The organism is Burkholderia sp. BCC0405, assembly GCF_902833075.1.
Taxonomy (GTDB): domain Bacteria; phylum Pseudomonadota; class Gammaproteobacteria; order Burkholderiales; family Burkholderiaceae; genus Burkholderia.
Genome location: NZ_CADFEO010000018.1, coordinates 69,948 through 89,077, shown reverse-complemented (window position 1 = coordinate 89,077; position 19,130 = coordinate 69,948). Strand labels below are relative to the sequence as shown.

Here is a 19,130-nt window from a genome sequence, read left to right as displayed (position 1 = left end):
GTTCGGCCCGGACGGGCGGTACGGCGCCGGCGGGGAGGGCGTCAGGGCTGCGCGGGCGCGCTGGCGGCCGGTGCGGCTGCCGCCTTGCCTTTCGTCTTGCCCTTGCCGCGGTGCTCGCCGCCGTGGTGCAGCCAGCCGCGGAACGTCGCGTCGGCCCGCGCCTTCTGATCGGCCGGGAAGCTCTCGTAGAGCGGCGCAAAGGCGTCGGCGAGCTTCTTTGCGCCGTCGGCGTTCGCCTGCGACAGTTCCGCGTACTGTTTCATGTCGTCGAGTGCGGAGACGTCGTGCTTGGCCATCCGTTCGCGATAGAGGCGCCCCATCGTGTCGCCGTTGTCGCGCATCGTGTCGGCGAACGTTTTCCACTGCGGTTCCTGCGCCGACGTGATCTTCAGCTGGTCGTGCAGGTACTTGATGCGCTGCTCGACGCGCGCTTCGTGGCGCGCCTCGCGCTGTTCGGCGCCCGGGGCCGAAGCCGCGGCCGTCGTGGCCTGGGCGGGCGCTTGCGGTTGCGCCGGGGTTTGTGCGAACGCGCTGGCTGCTACAGCGAGCGTAGCGAGGGTGAGCGAGATTTTCTTCATGATTGGCTCTCCGGGATGGTGTCTTGCGAGCGGGCGCGGCGGCAATTGCCGCAAGCGCGTTTCTCGCGTCGCCCGCTATTAGTAGCACGTTGCGTGCGGCACGGCAGTGAATGCGACACTTGCTTACAACCGATACGAATCGAAATTGAAAGGGACATAGCGGGTCGACACGGGGCCCGCGAGGGTCCGGCGCGTACCGGCGCCGGGCGCGGAAAGCGAGCGGCAAGTGCGATCCTGACGCAGTGTTGGCGACGGACAAGGCAGCGCGACCGCATGACGATGCGCGATCGCGCAGTCGTGCGATGCCGTTTGGGCGTGCCGGCGTTCGGCGCTATCATCGCGTCACATTCCACTTAGCCGGTGCGTCTCGCGCCGGCCCAGCCTCATGCGTCCACCCCGCCTCGACCAACTCGACGATCTCGACCGGCAACTCGTCGCGCTGCTGCAAGCCGATGCGCGCGCAAGCGTCGCGGATCTCGCGCGCCAGCTCGACGTCGCGCGCACGACGGTCGTCGCACGCATCGCGCGGCTCGAACGCACCAACGTGATCGCCGGCTACAGCGTCCGGCTCGGGCAGGACGTGCTCGACGCGAGCATTTACGCGTATGTCGGCATCATCCTCACGCCGAAGTTCGGCAAGGACGTGTTGCGCAAGCTCGACCGGATGCCCGAAGTGCAGTTGCTTTGCGCGGTGAGCGGCGAGTACGACTACGTCGCGTGGCTGCGGGCCGATTCGCCCGAACGGCTCAACGACCTGCTCGACCAGATCGGCACGCTCGAAGGCGTCGAACGCACGACCACGTCGATCATTCTTTCACGCAAGATCGACCGCGGGACGATCGGCGGCTGACGCTCGAGCGCGGTGTTCGTCGCGCTGCGCGTGAAGCCGAGCCCGAGCGCCTCGGTTGCGAGATCGCCCGCGGCGGTGCGCGGCGCGAACGTGCAGAGGACCGCGGCGCAGTGGAACAGCTTGCGCCGCGGCGTGACGGTCGTGTCGATCGACAGCGTGCCTTCGACGCGATGCCACACGAAAAGGATCGCGGCGAGTGCGGCGGCAAATGCGGCGGTACTCGCATGGAGGCTGACGTTCGGGCCGTCGGTGAGCGGGTCGGTGATCTGCGTGCCAACGATGCCGACCAGCACAGCACCTTGAGCCTGTAGATCCACGGCACGTAGCGGCACGTATCAGCACGTATCAGCACGTGCGCAACTGCAGCCACAGCGCAATCGCGAGCAGCGACGCCATTGCGACGCGCGTGAAGGTCTGGCCGAGTCCCGCGCTGGCCGCGCGAAAGTCCGCGCCGGTTTCGCCGACCGTGGTCGACATGATCTCGATGATCCACAACGACAGCGCGACGTCGGGCACCTTGTTCAGCCCGTGCGGCGTGCGATGAGCGGGCACGGATCGCATGCGATGCCTCCTGGGGCAATCGGGCGGCCGGCATGCAGTCTGAAACGGAAGACTCAGGCCAGCCATGGCGAGGCCGGCAGCGGGGAAAAGGTGTTGTTTCGACGTTTCGACGAAATGTATCGTCGGAACGTCGAATTTAGAGGTCGTTTCGCATCATTCTTCGTCTTGGAACTGATTTTGCGCGTCCCTAAACTGTGTTCATGGCTCAACGCCGTTCACAACACCAACCCATCATCAGGAGATAAGCGCATGAAAATCGCCATCGTCGGCGCAGGTCTGATCGGCCACACCATTGCTCACATGCTGCGTGAAACGGGCGACTACGAAGTCGTCGCGTTCGACCGTGATGCGGATGCGCTTGCGAAGCTGTCGCGCGAAGGCATCGCGACGCAACGGGTCGATTCGGCCGACGCGAACGCGATTCGCGAAGCCGTGAAGGGCTTCGATGCGCTCGTCAACGCGCTGCCTTACTACCTCGCGGTCAACGTTGCCGCCGCGGCGAAGGCGGCCGGCGTCCACTACTTCGACCTGACCGAAGACGTGCGTGCGACCCATGCGATCCGCGAACTGGCCGAAGGCTCCGACCGTGCGTTCATGCCGCAGTGCGGCCTCGCACCGGGCTTCATCGGTCTCGCCGCACACGAACTGGTGAACGGCTTCAGCGAAGTGCGCGACGTGAAGATGCGCGTCGGCGCGCTGCCCGAGTACCCGACCAACGCGCTGAAGTACAACCTGACGTGGAGCGTCGACGGCCTGATCAACGAATACTGCCAGCCGTGCGAAGCGATCCGCGACGGCCGCAAGCAATGGGTGCAGCCGCTCGAAGGCCTCGAGCACTTCTCGCTGGACGGCACCGAATACGAAGCGTTCAACACGTCGGGCGGCCTGGGCACGCTGTGCGAGACGCTGTCGGGCAAGGTCGAGACGCTCGACTACAAGTCGGTGCGCTATCCGGGCCACCGCGAGCTCGTGCAGTTCCTGCTCGAAGACCTGCGCCTGTCGACCGACCGCGACACGCTGAAGTCGATCATGCGCCGCGCGGTGCCGTCGACGAAACAGGACGTCGTGCTCGTGTTCATCACGGTGACGGGCGTGAAGGACGGTCAGCTGGTGCAGGACGTGTTCACCCGCAAGATTTTCGCGAAGGACGTGTGCGGGATGCACATGAGCGCGATCCAGATCACGACGGCCGGCGCGATGTGCGCGGTGCTGGATCTGTTCCGCGAAAAGAAGCTGCCGCAGAGCGGTTTCATCCCGCAGGAAAAGGTGTCGCTGAAGGCGTTCCTGTCGAACCGCTTCGGCAAGCTGTACGAAGGCGGCACGATGGAGCGCGTGCACGCGGTGGCCTGACCGCCCGCCAACCAGCCAGCCAGCCTCAGGCACGAGGGCCGTACGACGCCGGGAGCGCAGCAGCGCTTCCGGCGTTGTTTTTTGCGGGGAACGCAGGAATAACCGGTCAGGCCGGCAGCGGCGGGACGATCGTGGCCACCGGCGGAGGCGGCGCGATGCGGTACAGCAGCGCATTGACATCGGCATCGGATGGCGCGGTGTTGTCGAACATCACGATGCCGTCGCATTCATGGCCGGTCGGCACGAAGCGGCGCTGCCGGTATTCGTCCCAGTGCGCGAGCTTGTAGGCATCGTTCGGATTGCCGCGCGCGACGATCCGCTGGTGCGCGACGTCTTCCGACGTGTGGACCCAGACGACCGTCAGCGTGACGTCGGGCGCGATGCCGAGCCACGCGCGGTCGAGAATGCGGCGATCGCGCACTTCGCGCGACAGCGGGCCGACCACGAGCGCGCCGATGCCGAGCGCGAGATTTTCACGGGCCGTGTCGAGCAGGCCCTGGTATTCGGGATCGCGCAGGTGCTTCAGGTAGAGCGGGCTGTCTCGGTCGTTCGGATCCTCGGTGAGCGCGCCCATCGCGGCCGAACTGTAGCGGCCGTACAGCGTGTCCTTGTCGAGCAGGCAGAAGGCCTCGCCGGTCGCGCGCATCAGCGGCCCGATGAGCCGCTTCGCGAGCGTGGTCTTGCCGGTGCCGGCGTGACCGCAGAAGAACACCAGATGCGTCACGAAGCCTTGCCTCCCGAGCGCGGGCTCGACGCGCCGTTGCGCTTGTCGCCTCGCGAGAAGACTTCCGCTTCCAGCCACATCGCGTTGATGATGCCGAAGCCGAGCGCCACGCCGATGCCGAGTATCCACGAGAAATACCACATGGGTCTGTCTCCTTGACGGTTGGGCCGCACGGCCGTGCGGCTTGTGGTCCGAAGTGTCCGGGTGCGCATGCTGCGGCGCACGCAGCCCGATCATGACCAATATCGCCGTGCCGCGCAAGCCGGGCCGCCCGCGCAGCAAACCGGTAAACTGATGCGCAAACCGCAACATCACGGACAACATGCTGATCAACTGTGCTGCATACCAGGACGGCCGCAAGCTGGCCGACATCGATATCGACGCCATCAGCGACTACGTGTCGAAGCCCGAATGCTTCGTGTGGGTCGCGCTGAAGGATCCGACGCCCGACGAAATCGACCTGATGGGCGAGGAGTTCGGGCTGCACGAGCTGGCGCTCGAGGATGCCCGCAAGGGGCATCAGCGGCCGAAGATCGAGGAGTATGGCGATTCGCTGTTCGCGGTGCTGCATACGGTCGAGCTCGACGATGACGGCGAATTCAAGCTGGGCGAGCTGAACGTGTTCGTCGGCCCGAACTACGTGCTGTCGATTCGCAACCACACCGAGCAGGATTTCCGCGAAGTGCGCAAGCGCTGCGAGCGCGAGCCGCATCTGTTGCAGGAAGGCTCGGCGTTCGTGTTCTACGCGCTGATGGACCAGGTCGTCGACCGCTATTTCCCGATCCTCGAATCGCTCGGCACCGAGCTCGAGGAACTCGAGGATCGCATCTTCGCGAAGGCCACGCCCGCGTCGTCGCGCGCGATCATCGAGGATCTCTATTCGCTGAAGCGCCGGCTCGTGATGCTGTACCAGCACACGGCGCCGCTGATCGAGCCGCTCGCGAAGCTCACCGGCGGGCGTGTTCCGCACGTCTGCAGCGGGATGGCGGCGTATTTTCGCGACGTGTACGACCATCTGCAGCGGATCGTGAAGACGATCGAAGGGCGCCGCGAGATGGTCGTGACGGCGATCCAGATCAATCTCGGGATGATTTCGCTGACCGAGAGCGAAGTGACGAAGCGGCTCGGCTCGTTCGCCGCGCTGTTCGCGATACCGACGATGATCGCCGGCATCTACGGGATGAACTTCGCGAACATGCCCGAATTGCACCTGAAATACGGGTTCTACGGCTGCATTGCCGTGATGGTCGTCGCCGACTTCGCGCTGTGGTGGCGATTCAAGCGGGCAGGGTGGCTGTAGTCCCGCTTCACGCGCGAGGCGGCGCGTGCTTGCCGACCACGACGCGCCACGGACGCACGCGCCACGATTTCACGAGACCGTTCTGCACGTACGGATCGGCGCGTGCGAACGACTCGGCCGCCTCCGGCGAATCCCCTTCGAACACGAGCACGGCCTGGTCGGCCGGGTCCGACAGCGCGCCGGCGAGCATGAGTTCGCCGCGTTCGGTCGCGGCCTGTGCGAGTGCGAGGTGCTCCGCGCGGAACGGTTCGCGACGGGACAGATAATCGTCGACGAGTTCGTAGATCAACTGGTAATGCATGGTGGCTCCAGGGAGAGCCGCGGCGGCCGGGGCGTCGGCGCGGCTGTCAGTCAGTCTGCTGCGGGCAGTATAGGGCAGGCGGATGACAGCGGCACAACACGAAAGGCGGCATGCCTGCCTCAAAGACGCAACTAACGGTCTGAGCGTCATCCGTCCTGGAATCCCGGTTGCAACGCACCTTCGATGCAGCCAGGTCTACAGGCCGACGCCCGGTGGCCCATCCCTACGCCTTGTAGCCGATCGTGCGCAGCAGATCCTTGCGCCAGCGGATGTCGTCGTCATTTTCGACACCGAGCGGCCCAAAGCCGTCGACGACGCCGACGATCCCGCGCCCTTGCGCGGTTTCCGCGACGATCACGTCGGTCGGGTTCGCGGTCGCGCAATAGATCCGGCAAACCTCCGGCACGGCCTTGATTGCATTGAGTACGTTGACCGGATAGAAGCCGTCGCCGAGGAACACGATGAACGCGTGGCCGGCGCCGATCGCGCTGGCGTTGCGACATGCAAGCTCGACGAGCGCCGCATCGGTGCCGGAGTGGCGCACCAGCCGCTTGCCTGACGCCTCGCAGAAGGCGAGCCCGAAGCGGATGCCGGGCACGGTGCCGACCAACGCCTCGTGGATGTCCTCGACGGACTTGATGAAATGCGACTGGCCGAGGATGAAGTTCACGGTCTCGGGTTTGTCGACGGCAACGGTTTGCAGTTGCAGCATGGCGGACCTCGTCTCGCGATGCGGCGCGTGCGCCGCAATGGGCTCTTCAAGCTTAATACGCGAGCGCCGGCGACGAAAGCCGCGCGGGCGGCCTATCCTTCGTTGTGTGTGGCGCGTGCGCCGCACGAGGGCAACGGAGGCAGACATGGACGTGCGACACGGCTTCGTCGACTGCGTGGGGCGCACGCCGATGATTCGCTTGACGAAGCTCAGCGCCGAGACGGGCTGCGAGATCCTGGGCAAGGCGGAATTCATGAATCCGGGCGGGTCGGTGAAGGACCGCGCGGCGCTCTACATCATCCGCGACGCCGAACGGCGTGGCGTGCTGAAGCCGGGCGGCACCGTCGTCGAGGGCACGGCGGGCAATACCGGCATCGGTCTGGCACATATCTGCGCGGCGCGCGGGTATCGCTGCGTGATCGTGATTCCCGACACGCAATCGCCGGACAAGCTGGCGATCCTGCGCACCCTCGGCGCCGAGGTGCGCCCGGTGCCGGCGGCGCCCTACCGTGACCCGAACAACTATCAGAAGATTGCCGGCCGGCTCGCGGACGAACTCGACAACGCGGTGTGGGCCAATCAGTTCGACAACGTCGTCAATCGTCAGGCGCACTACGAGACGACCGGGCCCGAGATCTGGCGCGATACGGCGGGCACGATCGATGCGTTCGTCTGCGCGACCGGGACGGGCGGCACGCTGGCCGGCGTGAGCCGGTATCTGAAAGAGCAGAATCCGGACGTCCGGATCGTGCTGGCCGACCCGCACGGCAGCGGGCTCTACGGGTACGTGAAAACGGGGGACCTCGGCGCGGAAGGCAGTTCGATCACCGAAGGCATCGGATCGACGCGCGTCACCATGAACCTTGCGGGCACGCCGATCGACGACGCCGTGCGGATCGACGATCAGCAGTGCGTGACGATGGTCTACCGGTTGCTGCGTGAGGAAGGGCTGTATGTCGGCGGATCGAGCGGCATCAACGTCGCGGCAGCGGCGTGGCTGGCCCGCCGGATGGGCCCGGGGCACACGATCGTGACCTTGCTGTGCGACCGTGGCGACATCTACCGCGCGCGGCTTTTCAATCGGGAATGGCTCCGCGAAAAGGGACTGGACCCGGGGGATGAGTCCGTGAGTTGAACCGCCGGAGGCGTGGCATAGGTGAGGATTTCCATCCGCCCGAATGCGACCTATGCTGAACGAATCCGGTGCGAACGCCGTTCGCCCGATCGTCCAGACGAGGTGTGCCATGCCTGTGTCAGCCACCCTGCAGGATTGCCTGCGTCAGAAGTCATCGCGGTACGAAGTGGTGTACCACCCCTATAGCCATACGAGCATGGAGACGGCCGCCGCCGCGCACATACCCGGCGATCGCCTCGCGAAAACCGTGCTCCTCGAAGACGACGAAGGCTACGTCGCCGCCGTATTGCCGACCACGCACGCCGTGCGCCTCTCGGATCTCTGGGTGAAGACGGGACGTCATCTCGTGCTCGCCCGCGAGGTCGAATTGCGCGAGCTGTTCAAGGATTGCGACATGGGCGCGTTGCCGCCGGTGTGCATGGCGTACGGAATGAAGACGTTTCTGGAGGAACGTCTCGCGCAGCAGCCGGAAGTCTATTTCGAGGCCGGCGACCACGAAGCGCTGATCCACATGATGCAGGATGAATTCCTGACGCTGATGGAGACGGCCGAGCGCGCGCATTTCTCGCACAAGATGCAGGGCATGCACGCCTGACGCGCGCAGTGCAAGGGCACTGGTCGACGCGTGTGTGACACGGTTGTGAGCCGGGGGGGCGCGGCTGTTTCGTGTGATGGTTAATTCGGTATGCGAAATGATGGCATCGGTTTTTTGGGCGGCAAAGGCGGCCTGAAGTTTGAATCGCATTCCGGATTAACTATTCGGATATCGATGGTGCGCAGGATGTTTCGAGGAAGCCGCGTCGGCCCGCTCGAGGTGGCGGAGCAGCGCATCGCGCGATCGACGCGGATGTCGACGAGGGGACGAGGGCACCGTCCCGGTCGCCCCCACGGCGGCTGATTTTGATGCGGTGCAGGAAATACGCCGGCATTTATGTTGGAACAACTTCATATCCGTTTCCGCGTATATCCATACAATTCAATTACCGTTTCAATAATAAAAGGCTTATTTGTGCTTACCGGAATATTATTTGAATAACCTCTCCAAACTTTGTATTCGGGCATCAAATAAAGTTTGACGTCAAAATTTTTTCCTTGCTATCTTCTGCACCCAAGTGAACGGCGCCATTGACATCACCGCGTAACGAACGACCAATCGTCAGACGAAACGCAAGGCGCCACCCACTCAGCTGACAATTGCCTGAACGTGCAGGCGCGTGATTTTCCGGTGCAAAGCCGGGCCGCGCCGGCCGGAACGATTCCTTGAAAAAGAACAAATCGGAAATCCAATTTGATTCTTTCAATTCGGATTGCTAATTGAATTTGAAATGAAATGTTCGGGTAGATGCGGTGGCGATGCCGACCTGGCTCCGCCGCCGGCAGCAATCCGAAACTGGGCAAATCGCTTGGGGGATGGATGGTGGGCATGAAAGTCGAAGAGCATCTGGCTACGTCGAACAGCGGACTGGCGACGCTGGGCCGTCCGCGGGAGTTCGGCAAGAAGCAACAGAATCCGGTCCGCCGGTTCGGCGGCATCGGAATCGTCCTGGTGCTGCACGCGGTGCTGATCTACGCGCTGCTCAACGGGCTTGCGACGAAAGTCGTGCAGGTGATCCAGCACCCGATCGAAACGCGCATCATCGAGCCGGTCAAGCCACCGCCGCCACCGCCGATGCCCGTGGTCAAACTCCCGCCGCCGAAATTCGCGCCGCCGCCGCCGCCGTTCGTCCCGCCGCCGGAAGTGCCGGTGCAGGCGCCGCCGCAGGCAACGATCACGCACCAGTCGGCCCCGGTACCGTCCGCACCCGCCGTGCAGGCGCCGGTCGTGGCGCCCCCGGCGCCGGCCAAGCCTGTCAGCCATGACGTGGGTGTGGTCTGCCCGAATTCGGACACGCTTCGCGCGTCGATCCAGTATCCGAAGGAGGCGCAGGAAAACAACATCACGGGCGATGTGACGATCGAATTCGTGGTGGATGCGGAAGGGAACATCACGAACGAGCGGGTGGCGCAGTCGGCGGATCCGATCCTCGATCGTGCTGCCTACAACACCGTGAAACGATTCAAGTGCGTCGCGCAGGGCCAGTCGGTGCGGGTCCAGGTTCCGTTCTCGTTCAATCTGAATTGATGCAGTGGGCGGCCCGGTGAGATCCGGGCCGGGAAAAACCATCTCGAACTGACGTATTAAGTTCATCGAAATAACTGGAGTGGGGTATGACGAAGCGTTCACTGGCCGCGCTGGCGGCAAGCATCCTGATGTCCGTCGCCGCAATCGACGGGTTCGTTGCACCGCAACTCGCCCACGCGCAGGCTAGCGGCACGGCCGGCACATCGGCACAGACCGCGGCACCGTCGGCCGCACCGGCCCCGGCTGCGGCCGCCGCCGAGCCGGCTCCGCCGCCCGCGCCGGCCACGACGGAAGCGGTCGAGAATCCGTACGGGCTCGGCGCGCTATGGAAGAACGGCGATTTCGTCGCCCGTTTCGTGCTGATCCTGCTGGTGATCATGTCGATGGGAAGCTGGTACATCATGATCACGAAGTTCGTGGAGCAGTTGCGCGCCAATCGCCGCGCGAAGCTGGCGGACGCGCAGCTCTGGTCCGCGCCGTCGCTGGCCGAGGGCGCCAAACTGCTCGACGAGGCATCGCCGTTCCGCTTCATCGCCGAAACGGCGATCGAGGCCGGCGAGCATCATGACGAGGCGCTGCTGGAAGCGGTGGACCGCAATACGTGGATCGACGTGTCGGTCGAGCGCTCGATCACGAACGTGTCGAACCGGATGCAGGACGGGCTCGCATTCCTGGCCACGGTGGGCTCCACCGCACCGTTCGTCGGGCTGTTCGGCACGGTCTGGGGGATCTATCACGCGCTGACGGCCATCGGCATCGCCGGCCAGGCGTCGATCGACAAGGTCGCGGGCCCGGTGGGCGAGGCGCTCATCATGACCGCGATCGGCCTCGCCGTCGCAGTGCCGGCGGTGCTCGGCTACAACTTCCTGGTCCGGCGCAACAAGTCGGTGATGGAGCGGGTCCGCAACTTCGGCGCGCAACTGCACACGGTGCTGCTGGCCGGCAATCGGCGCCCGGTACGCGCGTCGTCGTCGCCGGCAGCAGCGTCGCTCGCGAACTGATCGGCTGACGGAGACGCGCGATGGCCATGAACGTCGGGCAGGACGATAGCGACGAGGTGATCGCCAACATCAACACGACGCCGCTCGTCGACGTGATGCTGGTGCTGCTGATCATCTTCCTGATCACGATTCCGGTCGTGACGCACACGATCCAGCTTCAGTTGCCGAAGGAGACGGTGCAGCCGCTGCAGACGACGCCGAAGAGCGTCGAGATCGCGGTGAACCGGGACGGCGATTTCTTCTGGGGCGAACAGCTGGTGGATGCACAGACGCTGCTCGCGAAGCTGAAGGACGTGTCGCAGCAGCAGCCGCAGCCGAGCGTCCACGTGCGCGGCGACCAGAACACGCGCTACGAGTTCATCGGCCGGGTGGTCACGATGTGCGAGCGCGCGGGGATCGCGAAGCTGTCGTTCATTACGGAGCCGCCTGCGCGCGGTGGATAGTCGCGTGTGGGAATCGTGGTGGAACAGGGGGCTGGCGGCAAGTGGGGGAGCGCTGACGCCAGTCGACCGCGAAGGATGGGGCCAGCGTAAGTGCTAAAGCGCTGACGCGGGTCGACCGCGAAGCATGGGACCGGCGTAAGCGCTGAAGCGCTGACGCGGGTCGACCGCGAAGCATGGGACCCGCGTAAGTGCTAAAGCACTAACGCGGGTCGACCGCGAAGCATGGGACCCGCGTAAGCGCTAAAGCGCTAACGCGGGTCGACAGGAGTCGACGATGGGAATGAATGTGCCTTCGGGCGGTAGCAACGCCGAACCGGAAGTGATGGTCGATATCAACACCACGCCGCTGATCGACGTGATGCTGGTGTTGCTGATCATGCTGATCATCACGATCCCGATTCAGATGCATTCGGTGAAGATGGACCTGCCGGTCGGTAATCCGCCGCCGCCGGCCACGCCGCCGGAAATCGTGCAGATCGACATCGACTTCGACGGCACGACGACCTGGAACGGTGCGCCGGTGCCGGACCGCGCGGCGCTCGAGTCGAAACTGACCCAGGTCGCGGCGGAACCCGTGCAGGCGGAGATCCACCTGCGTCCCAACAAGCTGGTGCCGTACAAGGACGTGGCCGCCGTGCTCGCATCCGCGCAACGCGTGGGCGCGACCAAGATCGGCCTGATCGGTAACGAACAGTTCATGCAATGAAGACACGGACGAGCCGATGAACCCGCAACGATGGAAACGGATGATGGCGGTGACGGCGCTCGGCGCGGCCGGCCTGCTCGGACGCCCGGCGTGGCCGGCGGACGCGCTGCGGCCGGACGTGGCGAAACCGTTGGCGGCCGCGCAGGAGCTGTACCGGGCGCACAAGTATCGCGATGCGCTCGGCAAGATCGCCCAGGCGGCCGCCGTGCCGAACCGGACGCCGTACGAAACCTACATGGTGGAGGAGATGCGCGGCGCGGCAGCGATGGCGGCCGGCGACTCGGGCACGGCCGCGCAGGCCTACGAGAGCGTGCTGAACTCGGGGCGGCTGTCGGGTGAGGACGAGCAGCGGACAACGGCCGCGCTGGCCGGCATCTACTTCCAGCAGAAGAACTACCCGCTGGCGATCCGGGTCGCGCAGCGCTACCTGAAGGCTGGTGGTTCGGATCCGGAAATGCGCACGCTGCTCACGCAGTCTTACTACCTGTCCAACGATTGCGCGCCGCTCGTGAGCCAGTTGAAAGCGAGCACGGACGCGCAGGCGAATGGCGGACACGCACCGGATGAAGGGCAGTTGCAGATGCTGGCGACCTGTGCGCAGAAAGTGAAGGACGGCAACGCATATCGCGGTGCGCTCGGGCTGCTGGTGGCTTATCACCCGAGCCCCGCGTACTGGGACGAAATGGTCACGGCCATTCGCGGCAACCCCGGCTATCTGCCGTCGCTCGACCTCGACATCTACCGGTTGCGCCGCGCAACGGGCTCGCTCGCGACCGCCAACGCGTACATGGAGATGACACAGCTCGCGCTGGTTGCGGGGTCGCCCGCCGAGGGCAAGCAGGTGATCGACCAGGGGTTCGCATCCGGCGTACTCGGCAAGGACGCGCAGGCGGATCGCGAGAAGCGGCTGCAGGCGCTCGCCGCAAAACGCGCGCAATCGGGCGGGGATGCCACGACGCCCGCGGCGCCGATCGACGCGGGCATGAACCTCGTCTTCGCGGGGCATGCGCAGCAGGGGCTGCAGATGATGGAGCAGGCGATCGCGAAGGGAGGGCTCGAGCATCCCGATGCGGCGCGGCTGCGGCTCGGCGAGGCGTATTACGTGGCCGGCCAGAAGGCGCGTGCGGTCCAGGTGCTGCGCACAGTCAAGGGTGCCGATGGTTCTGCCGACCTGGCGCGCCTCTGGACGGTGGTGGCATCCCGGTAGCGTAACGGACGCGCACGACGCAGCCGTGATCGGCAAGCGGTGTGCCGCCGTGATGGCGCCGATGCACGATGGGCAGGTCAGCAGATGGAAAGGGGTCAGCCTTGTTAATCAGTATGCCGAATGAAATGTGCGAGGGCTGCGTGGCTCCGCGACACGGCTGCGGCGCCGCGCCGCGTGTGGCCTGCACGCCGCGACAGCATGCAGCGGCGTATCGCGCCGGGCCGGTCGCGTCACGGCATCGGTCGAGGCTTGACGACATCAAACCGATTTCGACTGCGAGGGTCCGTCTTTCCATGGTTTTGCCCCCTGATGAGTCGGTGCTCGTCGCCGTGTCGCTAGGCAACAAGATCCGGGCGCTGCGCCAGCGCCTGAAACTCACGCTCGACGAAACGTCGACGATCGCCGGCATTTCGAAGCCGTTCCTGTCGCAGGTCGAGCGCGGGCGGGCGACGCCGTCGATCACGTCGCTGGTGCGGATCGCGAAGGCGCTGGGCGTGACGATGCAGTACTTCATCGACACGCCGACGGAAGCGCGCTCGGTATGCCGCGGCAACGCGCTGCAGTATTTCCAGTTCACGAACTCGGCCAGCCTGTTCGCCAGGCTGACGAACCTGGTGGACGGCCGCAAGCTCGACGCGATTCTCGTCCGGATGCCGGCGGGGCAGCTGTCGTCCGAGATGACGACGCACGCGGGCGAGGAGTTCGTCTACGTGTTGCGCGGGCAGGTGGCGCTGACGCTCGAGGATTGCACGTTCACGCTGAACGAGGGCGATACCGCGCATTACGAATCGACGATGCCGCATGCGTGGCGCAACACGGCCGACGAAGAGGCGGTGATCGTCTGGGTCGGCACGCCCAGGCTGTTCTAGCGCAGGCGGCCGGCGCGAAGGAGAAGTACCCGATCGGAAGCGGAGGGTGTGCACCCAGGCGCGCACAGGCTCGCCTCGTGCAGCACCAGCTGTCCGCCGGATCGGGAAGAAGCAGGCAATGCGCTCAATGTAGGTAATTAGTAGGGCGAATCAAAAAAGAAAACGGCGGTGATGCTGGATGGCGCTGGTGACCCGAGGCCGATCCGTTCGAGTCGTGGCAGTCGAAGGCGTGGCAATCGCGGGTTCCGGTACACGGGCACCCAGGACGCGCAAGGAATTCACAAGGTTCCGGCGCAGCAGGTGGGGTCTTACTACGAGCGAGAGGGAACAAGATGAAGCAGAGAGTTTTGGCGTTGGCCATCAAGAGGATAGTCTGGGCGGAACTGGCGCTGACGGCCGTACTGGCGCCGCCGGCGTTCGCCCAGAGCCAGCCGGCGCCGGGCGCCGTCGCGATCGCGGATACGGTCGCGAACGGTGCGCCCGTGACCGTTGCACAGGCGGACGGCACGCCGGGCGCGGCAGCGCCCGCGGCGCCCGATGCGTCGGCCGGCGCGGCAGCCGAGGCGACGCCCGCCGCACCGGGTGCGAACGGGCAGGGCAAGGTCGCGCAGATCAAGCGGTTCGAAGTGACGGGTTCGCTGATCCGGCAAGCCGACAAGACCGGCTTCCAGCAGGTGCAGACGATCACGCCGAAGGAAATCCAGGCCAGCGGCGCGGTGACCGTTGCCGACTTCCTGCGCGATGCGGCGTCCAACTCGGCGAACAGCTGGGGCGAAGGACAGTCCGGCAACTTCGCGGCCGGCGCGGCGGGCATCGCGCTGCGCGGCCTGTCGGAAAAATACACGCTCGTGATGATCGACGGCCAGCGCGTGGCGCCGTACGCGTTCTTCTCGAACAGCGTCGACTCGTTCTTCGACCTCAACACGATTCCGCTCAACGACATCGAGCGGATCGAAATCGTGAAGACGGGCGCCGTGTCGCAGTACGGTTCGGACGCGATCGGCGGTGTCGTCAACATCATCACGAAACACGATTTCCGCGGCCTGCAGCTCGACGGCAGCCTCGGCAGCGCGATCAACGCCGGTAACGGCGACGGCACGGTGAAGTTCGGCGTGCTCGGCGGCTTCGGCGACCTGAACGCCGACCGCTTCAACGTGACGGCCGCGCTCAGCTACTACAAGTCGAACGGCTTCACGCTTGCCGATCGCGACTCGACGCGCAACCAGGACTTCACCTCTAATCCGGGCGGCTTCTCGCTGCTCGCGCCGTCGTACTGGAACATGCCCGGCGGTGTCGCGCAGGCGCTGAGCGGGGGCTGCCCGTTCGGCGGCTCGGTCCATCCGGCCGCGTCGAATTCGCTGTCGGCCGGGTCGCCGGGCACGGTCTGCGCGTACAACACGGCCGAAAGCACGTCGATTCTGCCGATGACGGAACGCCTGAACGCGAAGCTCCATGGCGACTTCAAGATCGACGACAAGACGACCGCGTTCGCGGATTTCCTCGAAAGCTACAACACGACCACGACCAACGACGGCCTGTGGAACAACGTGATCGGCAACTCGCAGAATCCGGCGCTCGTCTGGAATCCGCAGACGAAGCTGCTGTCGCCGTTCAATTTCACGGTACCGACCAGCAACCCGTACAACACGACGGGCGCGGCCACGCCGCTCACCTACGCGTTTCCGAACACGGTCGCGCAGAAAACCTGGGCCAACTACTGGCGCGCGGCGGCCGGCATCAAGGGGTCGTTTACGCTGCCGTACGGTGACTGGGACTGGGCGACTTCGGTCAGCCATTCGCAGAGCACGGTGTCGAACGAGTACACGAACCAGCTGAACGTCAACGCGCTGAACAACATCTACCAGAACGGCACGCTGAATTTCGCGAACCCGGCGGCGACACCCAACGCGTTCAACGGGCTGTACCAGAACGCCAACAACCTCGGCATCTCGAAGCTCGACACGATCGACGCGACGGTGTCGACGCCGAACCTGTTCCACCTGCCGGCGGGCGATGTCGGCATCGGTTTCGGCGCGCAGTTCACGCACCAGAGCGAAACGCTGACGCCGGGCGCCGAATACCTGTCCGGCGCCGTCATCTCGCCGGATCTGGAAACGGTGAACGGTGCGCGCAACGTCGCGGCGGTCTACTACCAGATCAACGTGCCGATCATCGAGAACCTGACGTTCAGCCAGGCAGGCCGCTACGACCACTACTCGGACGTGGGCGGCGCCTTCTCGCCGCGCTTCGCGTTGCGTTACCAGCCGATCAAGGCGCTCACGCTGTATACGTCGTACAACCGCGGCTTCCGCGCGCCGACCTTCGTCGAGGACAGCAAGTCGCAGACGCTCGGCATCCAGGTCGATCCGGCCACCGGCCAGAACTACACGTCGATCACCGTCGGCAACCCGAACCTCGCGCCGGAACGCACGCGCAACCTGAACATCGGCTTCCAGGTCTCGCCGAGCCGTTACACCGACCTCGGCTTCGACTGGTACAAGATCCGCATCGACAATGTGATCGGGCAGGGCGCGCCGTCGCAGATCGTCACCGACCCGACGACGGGCCAGCTGCTGTACAAGGTGATCCCGTACCAGAACCTCGGCTACCTCGACACGAACGGCTTCGAAGGCACGTTCCGTCAGGGCCTGCCGATCAAGAACTGGGGCATCGTCACGCTGTCGGGCGACTGGGCTTACGTCAACAGCTACAAGATCGGCTTCCCGGGCGCCGCGCCGGTCAACGGCGCAGGCAACAACTTCACGATCACGCAGCCGTTCGGCGGCAGCTTCCCGCGCTGGCGCGGCAACACGACGCTGGACTGGAACTACCGGAAGTTCGATGCGGCGCTGACGTGGCAGTTCACGGGCCCGTACGCGCAGAACCTGATGCCCGCGCCGAGCAAGGTCGGTTCATACAGCCAGTTCAACCTGATGGTGACGTACACGGGCTTCAAGAACTGGACGATCTACGGCGGCATCGACAACGTCTTCAACCGCACGCCGCCGTTCGACCCGATCTTCGCAAATGGCACGCTGAGCCAGAGCGGGTACGACACGTCGGTGTATTCGTATATCGGCCGGTTCGCGCAGATCGGCGCGACGTACAAGTTCTGATGGAAACCGCGATGCATTGACAGGCTTTAGACCGGCCGCTCCACGTCCACTACCCCCTTTTCGGAGCGGCCTTTTTTCGCCTGGCGCCAAGACGGCGCAACGCATCCGATCGTGAGCAGCATGAAAAATCAGCGGGACGCGGCCGGCATGCGGCGTCCGGCACGGGCATCGACATCGACCGCGTGCAGGCATCGCGCCCGCACGCTTCCGGACAGACCGACCATGAGACTGTTGAATGGGCGACGGGCACGCGTGCCGCGCCACTCGCACCTGCAGCGCACGCATAGGCTGATGTACACCGCCATGCGCGCCGCGCTGCTCGCGTGCGCCGCGTGGTTCGTGTCGGGCAGCGTCATGCCGCAGGCCGCGCTCGCCGTGCCGGCGATCTCGCAATACGACCATCCGAAATATCCGCCGGGCTTCGCGCATTTCGACTACGCGAATGCGGACGCGCCGGACAGCGGCACGCTCCAGTTCGAAAACTACGACGAATCGCAGAGCTACGACTCGCTGAACCCGTTCCTCGTGCGCGGCGCACCCGCACCGGACATCAAGAACCTGATGTTCGACACGCTGATGCAGCGCAGCTGGGACGAGCTCGCTTCCGAATACGCGCTGATTGCCGACGACGTCGAAGTCGCGCCCGACGGGCTGTCGGCGACGTTCCACATCAACCCGGCCGCACGCTTCTCGAACGGCGACCCGATCACCGCGGCCGACGTCAGGTATTCGTTCGACACGCTGACGAGCCCGCAGGCGTCGCCGCTGTACAACGCGCAGTTCGCGATCATCAAGCGCGCGGTGGTGGTCGACGGCCACACGGTGCGCTTCGAGTTCAAGCACGCGGAGCGCGACGCCGCGCTGATCGCGGGCGACCTGCCCGTGTTCTCGCCGAAATGGGGGCAGCGCGCGGACGGCACCCGACCGCCGTTCGACCAGATCGCGAACGTGCCGCCGATCGCGAGCGGGGCGTACCTGATCGACCAGCGCAAGAACGACAAGCAGATCAGCTACGTGCGCAACCCGCATTACTGGGCGGCGAACCTGCCGTCGCGACGCGGCATGTTCCGCTTCGCGCACGTGTCGTTCAAGCTGTACCTGGACCAGTACACGGCGCTCGAAGCGTTCAAGGCCGGCGACATCGACGCGCGCATGGAATACAGCGCGACGCAGTGGGCGCGCAAATATGTCGGCAAGAACTTCCGCAACGGCATGCTCAAGCGCGGCGAGTTTCCCGACGGCCCCGCACAGATGCAGGGCTTCCTGATGAACATGCGCAAGCCGATGTTCCAGGACGTGCGGGTGCGGCACGCGCTCGCGCTGGCATTCGATTTCGACTGGATGAGCCGGATGATGTTCTACGGGCAATACCGCCGGACCAACAGCTTCTGGGAGGCGAGCCCGTTCGCGGCGTCCGGCATGCCGAGCGAGAAGGAGCTCGCGCTGCTCGAGCCGTTCCGCTCGACGCTGCCGCCGGAGGTGTTCGGCCCGATGGTCCAGCAGCCGTCGACGCTGCCGCCCAACTCGCTGCGCGCGAACCTGAAGCAAGCGCGCGACCTGCTCGCGCAGGCCGGCTGGCATTACCGCGACGGCGCGCTGCGCGACGCGAACGGCACGCCGATGACGATCGAGATCATCGACGACCAGCCCGGCATGGACCGCCTGATCCTGCCGTACACGCAGGCGCTCGCGATGCTCGGCATCCACGCGTACCTGCGCGAGATCGACAGCGCGGTCTACCTGAAGCGCCTCGACAATTTCGAGTACGACATGACGACGTACATCTACCTGCCCGTGACGATTCCGGGGGCGGAGCTGACGCGCCGCTTCGGCAGCGCTGCCGCGTCGCAGCCCGGCTCCGAGAACCATCCGGGCGTGAAGTCGAAGGCCGTCGATGCGCTGATCCGCGCGGCGCTCGCGGCCGACACGCTCGACGATCTCGAGACGGCCACGCACGCGCTCGACCGCGTGCTGATCAACCTGTACGCGCTGATCCCGCAGTACTACCTGCCGAACGCACGGATCGCGTACAAGGCGACGCTCGGCCACCCGGCGATCGTGCCGGACTCCTATCAGTACGAGGACTGGATCATCGACTACTGGTACGTGAAGCAGCCGGCGGCGAAACCCGCGCCGGCCGCCTGACGGAGGAACG

At 65.3% G+C, this 19,130-nt stretch carries 19 protein-coding genes and 1 pseudogene; 13 read left to right on the top strand and 7 right to left on the bottom strand.

Annotation, left to right across the window (positions count from 1 at the left end; genetic code table 11):
* Nucleotides 1-41: 41 nt before the first annotated feature.
* Entirely contained in the window at nucleotides 42-578 is a 537-nt protein-coding gene (locus HWX36_RS26450) for a Spy/CpxP family protein refolding chaperone (RefSeq protein ID WP_175956126.1), read from the bottom strand.
* A 385-nt stretch (nucleotides 579-963) separates the two neighbouring features.
* On the opposite strand from HWX36_RS26450, the gene HWX36_RS26445 reads away from it, so the two are divergent.
* Nucleotides 964-1,428 carry an Lrp/AsnC family transcriptional regulator gene (locus HWX36_RS26445; protein ID WP_006481526.1) on the top strand — a complete coding sequence of 155 codons (465 nt, stop codon included), beginning with the start codon at nucleotides 964-966 and terminating at the stop codon, nucleotides 1,426-1,428.
* Between the two features lie 29 nt (nucleotides 1,429-1,457).
* Here HWX36_RS26445 and HWX36_RS26440 read toward each other — a convergent pair.
* Nucleotides 1,458-1,989 (bottom strand): annotated as a pseudogene (locus HWX36_RS26440) (hypothetical protein); the annotation flags it as partial.
* Between the two features lie 249 nt (nucleotides 1,990-2,238).
* Here HWX36_RS26440 and HWX36_RS26435 point away from each other — a divergent pair.
* On the top strand, nucleotides 2,239-3,339 hold the full coding sequence (locus tag HWX36_RS26435) for a saccharopine dehydrogenase C-terminal domain-containing protein (protein WP_175956124.1): 1,101 nt from the start codon (nucleotides 2,239-2,241) through the stop codon (nucleotides 3,337-3,339).
* A 106-nt stretch (nucleotides 3,340-3,445) separates the two neighbouring features.
* On the opposite strand, the gene HWX36_RS26430 is transcribed toward HWX36_RS26435, so the two are convergent.
* The gene (locus HWX36_RS26430) at nucleotides 3,446-4,063 is read right to left on the bottom strand and encodes an ATP-binding protein (RefSeq protein ID WP_175956122.1); all 618 of its coding nucleotides are present in this window, start codon (nucleotides 4,061-4,063) and stop codon (nucleotides 3,446-3,448) included.
* Nucleotides 4,060-4,206 carry a cytochrome bd-I oxidase subunit CydX gene (gene cydX, locus HWX36_RS26425; protein ID WP_043182986.1) on the bottom strand — a complete coding sequence of 49 codons (147 nt, stop codon included), beginning with the start codon at nucleotides 4,204-4,206 and terminating at the stop codon, nucleotides 4,060-4,062. The genes HWX36_RS26430 and cydX overlap by 4 nt, the downstream gene beginning before the upstream one ends.
* Before the next feature lie 179 nt (nucleotides 4,207-4,385).
* On the opposite strand from cydX, the gene corA reads away from it, so the two are divergent.
* Entirely contained in the window at nucleotides 4,386-5,363 is a 978-nt protein-coding gene (corA, locus tag HWX36_RS26420) for a magnesium/cobalt transporter CorA (RefSeq protein ID WP_175956121.1), read from the top strand.
* Between the two features lie 7 nt (nucleotides 5,364-5,370).
* On the opposite strand, the gene HWX36_RS26415 is transcribed toward corA, so the two are convergent.
* Together HWX36_RS26415 and HWX36_RS26410 are read right to left on the bottom strand one after the other, a co-directional pair.
* Nucleotides 5,371-5,664 (bottom strand): YciI-like protein, encoded by a 294-nt coding sequence (locus tag HWX36_RS26415; protein WP_175956119.1) that lies wholly within the window; start codon nucleotides 5,662-5,664, stop codon nucleotides 5,371-5,373.
* 223 nt (nucleotides 5,665-5,887) lie between these two features.
* The gene (locus HWX36_RS26410) at nucleotides 5,888-6,376 is read right to left on the bottom strand and encodes an adenosine-specific kinase (RefSeq protein ID WP_175956117.1); all 489 of its coding nucleotides are present in this window, start codon (nucleotides 6,374-6,376) and stop codon (nucleotides 5,888-5,890) included.
* Between the two features lie 145 nt (nucleotides 6,377-6,521).
* Here HWX36_RS26410 and HWX36_RS26405 point away from each other — a divergent pair, with 145 nt between their 5' ends.
* Entirely contained in the window at nucleotides 6,522-7,511 is a 990-nt protein-coding gene (locus HWX36_RS26405) for a cysteine synthase A (RefSeq protein WP_175956265.1), read from the top strand.
* Nucleotides 7,512-7,620: 109 nt separating this feature from the next.
* Nucleotides 7,621-8,106, top strand: coding sequence for a YbaK/EbsC family protein (locus HWX36_RS26400; protein ID WP_175956115.1), 486 nt, complete (start codon nucleotides 7,621-7,623; stop codon nucleotides 8,104-8,106).
* A 466-nt stretch (nucleotides 8,107-8,572) separates the two neighbouring features.
* Here HWX36_RS26400 and HWX36_RS26395 read toward each other — a convergent pair whose 3' ends face one another.
* On the bottom strand, nucleotides 8,573-8,812 hold the full coding sequence (locus HWX36_RS26395; RefSeq protein ID WP_175956113.1) for a hypothetical protein: 240 nt from the start codon (nucleotides 8,810-8,812) through the stop codon (nucleotides 8,573-8,575).
* Between the two features lie 122 nt (nucleotides 8,813-8,934).
* Here HWX36_RS26395 and HWX36_RS26390 point away from each other — a divergent pair, with 122 nt between their 5' ends.
* The 8 genes from HWX36_RS26390 to HWX36_RS26355 all read left to right on the top strand — a co-directional run bounded on the left by HWX36_RS26390 (nucleotide 8,935) and on the right by HWX36_RS26355 (nucleotide 19,120).
* Complete coding sequence (locus HWX36_RS26390) at nucleotides 8,935-9,633, top strand: energy transducer TonB (RefSeq protein ID WP_011352160.1); 699 nt, start codon at nucleotides 8,935-8,937, stop codon at nucleotides 9,631-9,633.
* Nucleotides 9,634-9,719: 86 nt separating this feature from the next.
* Entirely contained in the window at nucleotides 9,720-10,634 is a 915-nt protein-coding gene (locus HWX36_RS26385) for a MotA/TolQ/ExbB proton channel family protein (RefSeq protein WP_175956111.1), read from the top strand.
* Nucleotides 10,635-10,654: 20 nt separating this feature from the next.
* The gene (locus tag HWX36_RS26380) at nucleotides 10,655-11,077 is read left to right on the top strand and encodes a biopolymer transporter ExbD (protein ID WP_175013681.1); all 423 of its coding nucleotides are present in this window, start codon (nucleotides 10,655-10,657) and stop codon (nucleotides 11,075-11,077) included.
* A gap of 274 nt (nucleotides 11,078-11,351) precedes the next feature.
* Nucleotides 11,352-11,783, top strand: coding sequence for a biopolymer transporter ExbD (locus tag HWX36_RS26375; RefSeq protein WP_011352157.1), 432 nt, complete (start codon nucleotides 11,352-11,354; stop codon nucleotides 11,781-11,783).
* A gap of 40 nt (nucleotides 11,784-11,823) precedes the next feature.
* Nucleotides 11,824-12,990, top strand: a complete 1,167-nt coding sequence (locus HWX36_RS26370; RefSeq protein WP_244136524.1) for a tetratricopeptide repeat protein — start codon at nucleotides 11,824-11,826, stop codon at nucleotides 12,988-12,990.
* 293 nt (nucleotides 12,991-13,283) lie between these two features.
* Nucleotides 13,284-13,859, top strand: coding sequence for an XRE family transcriptional regulator (locus tag HWX36_RS26365; protein ID WP_043182976.1), 576 nt, complete (start codon nucleotides 13,284-13,286; stop codon nucleotides 13,857-13,859).
* 332 nt (nucleotides 13,860-14,191) lie between these two features.
* Nucleotides 14,192-16,975, top strand: a complete 2,784-nt coding sequence (locus HWX36_RS26360) for a TonB-dependent receptor (protein ID WP_175956107.1) — start codon at nucleotides 14,192-14,194, stop codon at nucleotides 16,973-16,975.
* Nucleotides 16,976-17,197: 222 nt separating this feature from the next.
* Nucleotides 17,198-19,120 carry an extracellular solute-binding protein gene (locus HWX36_RS26355; RefSeq protein ID WP_175956105.1) on the top strand — a complete coding sequence of 641 codons (1,923 nt, stop codon included), beginning with the start codon at nucleotides 17,198-17,200 and terminating at the stop codon, nucleotides 19,118-19,120.
* The last annotated feature ends 10 nt before the right edge of the window (nucleotides 19,121-19,130 follow it).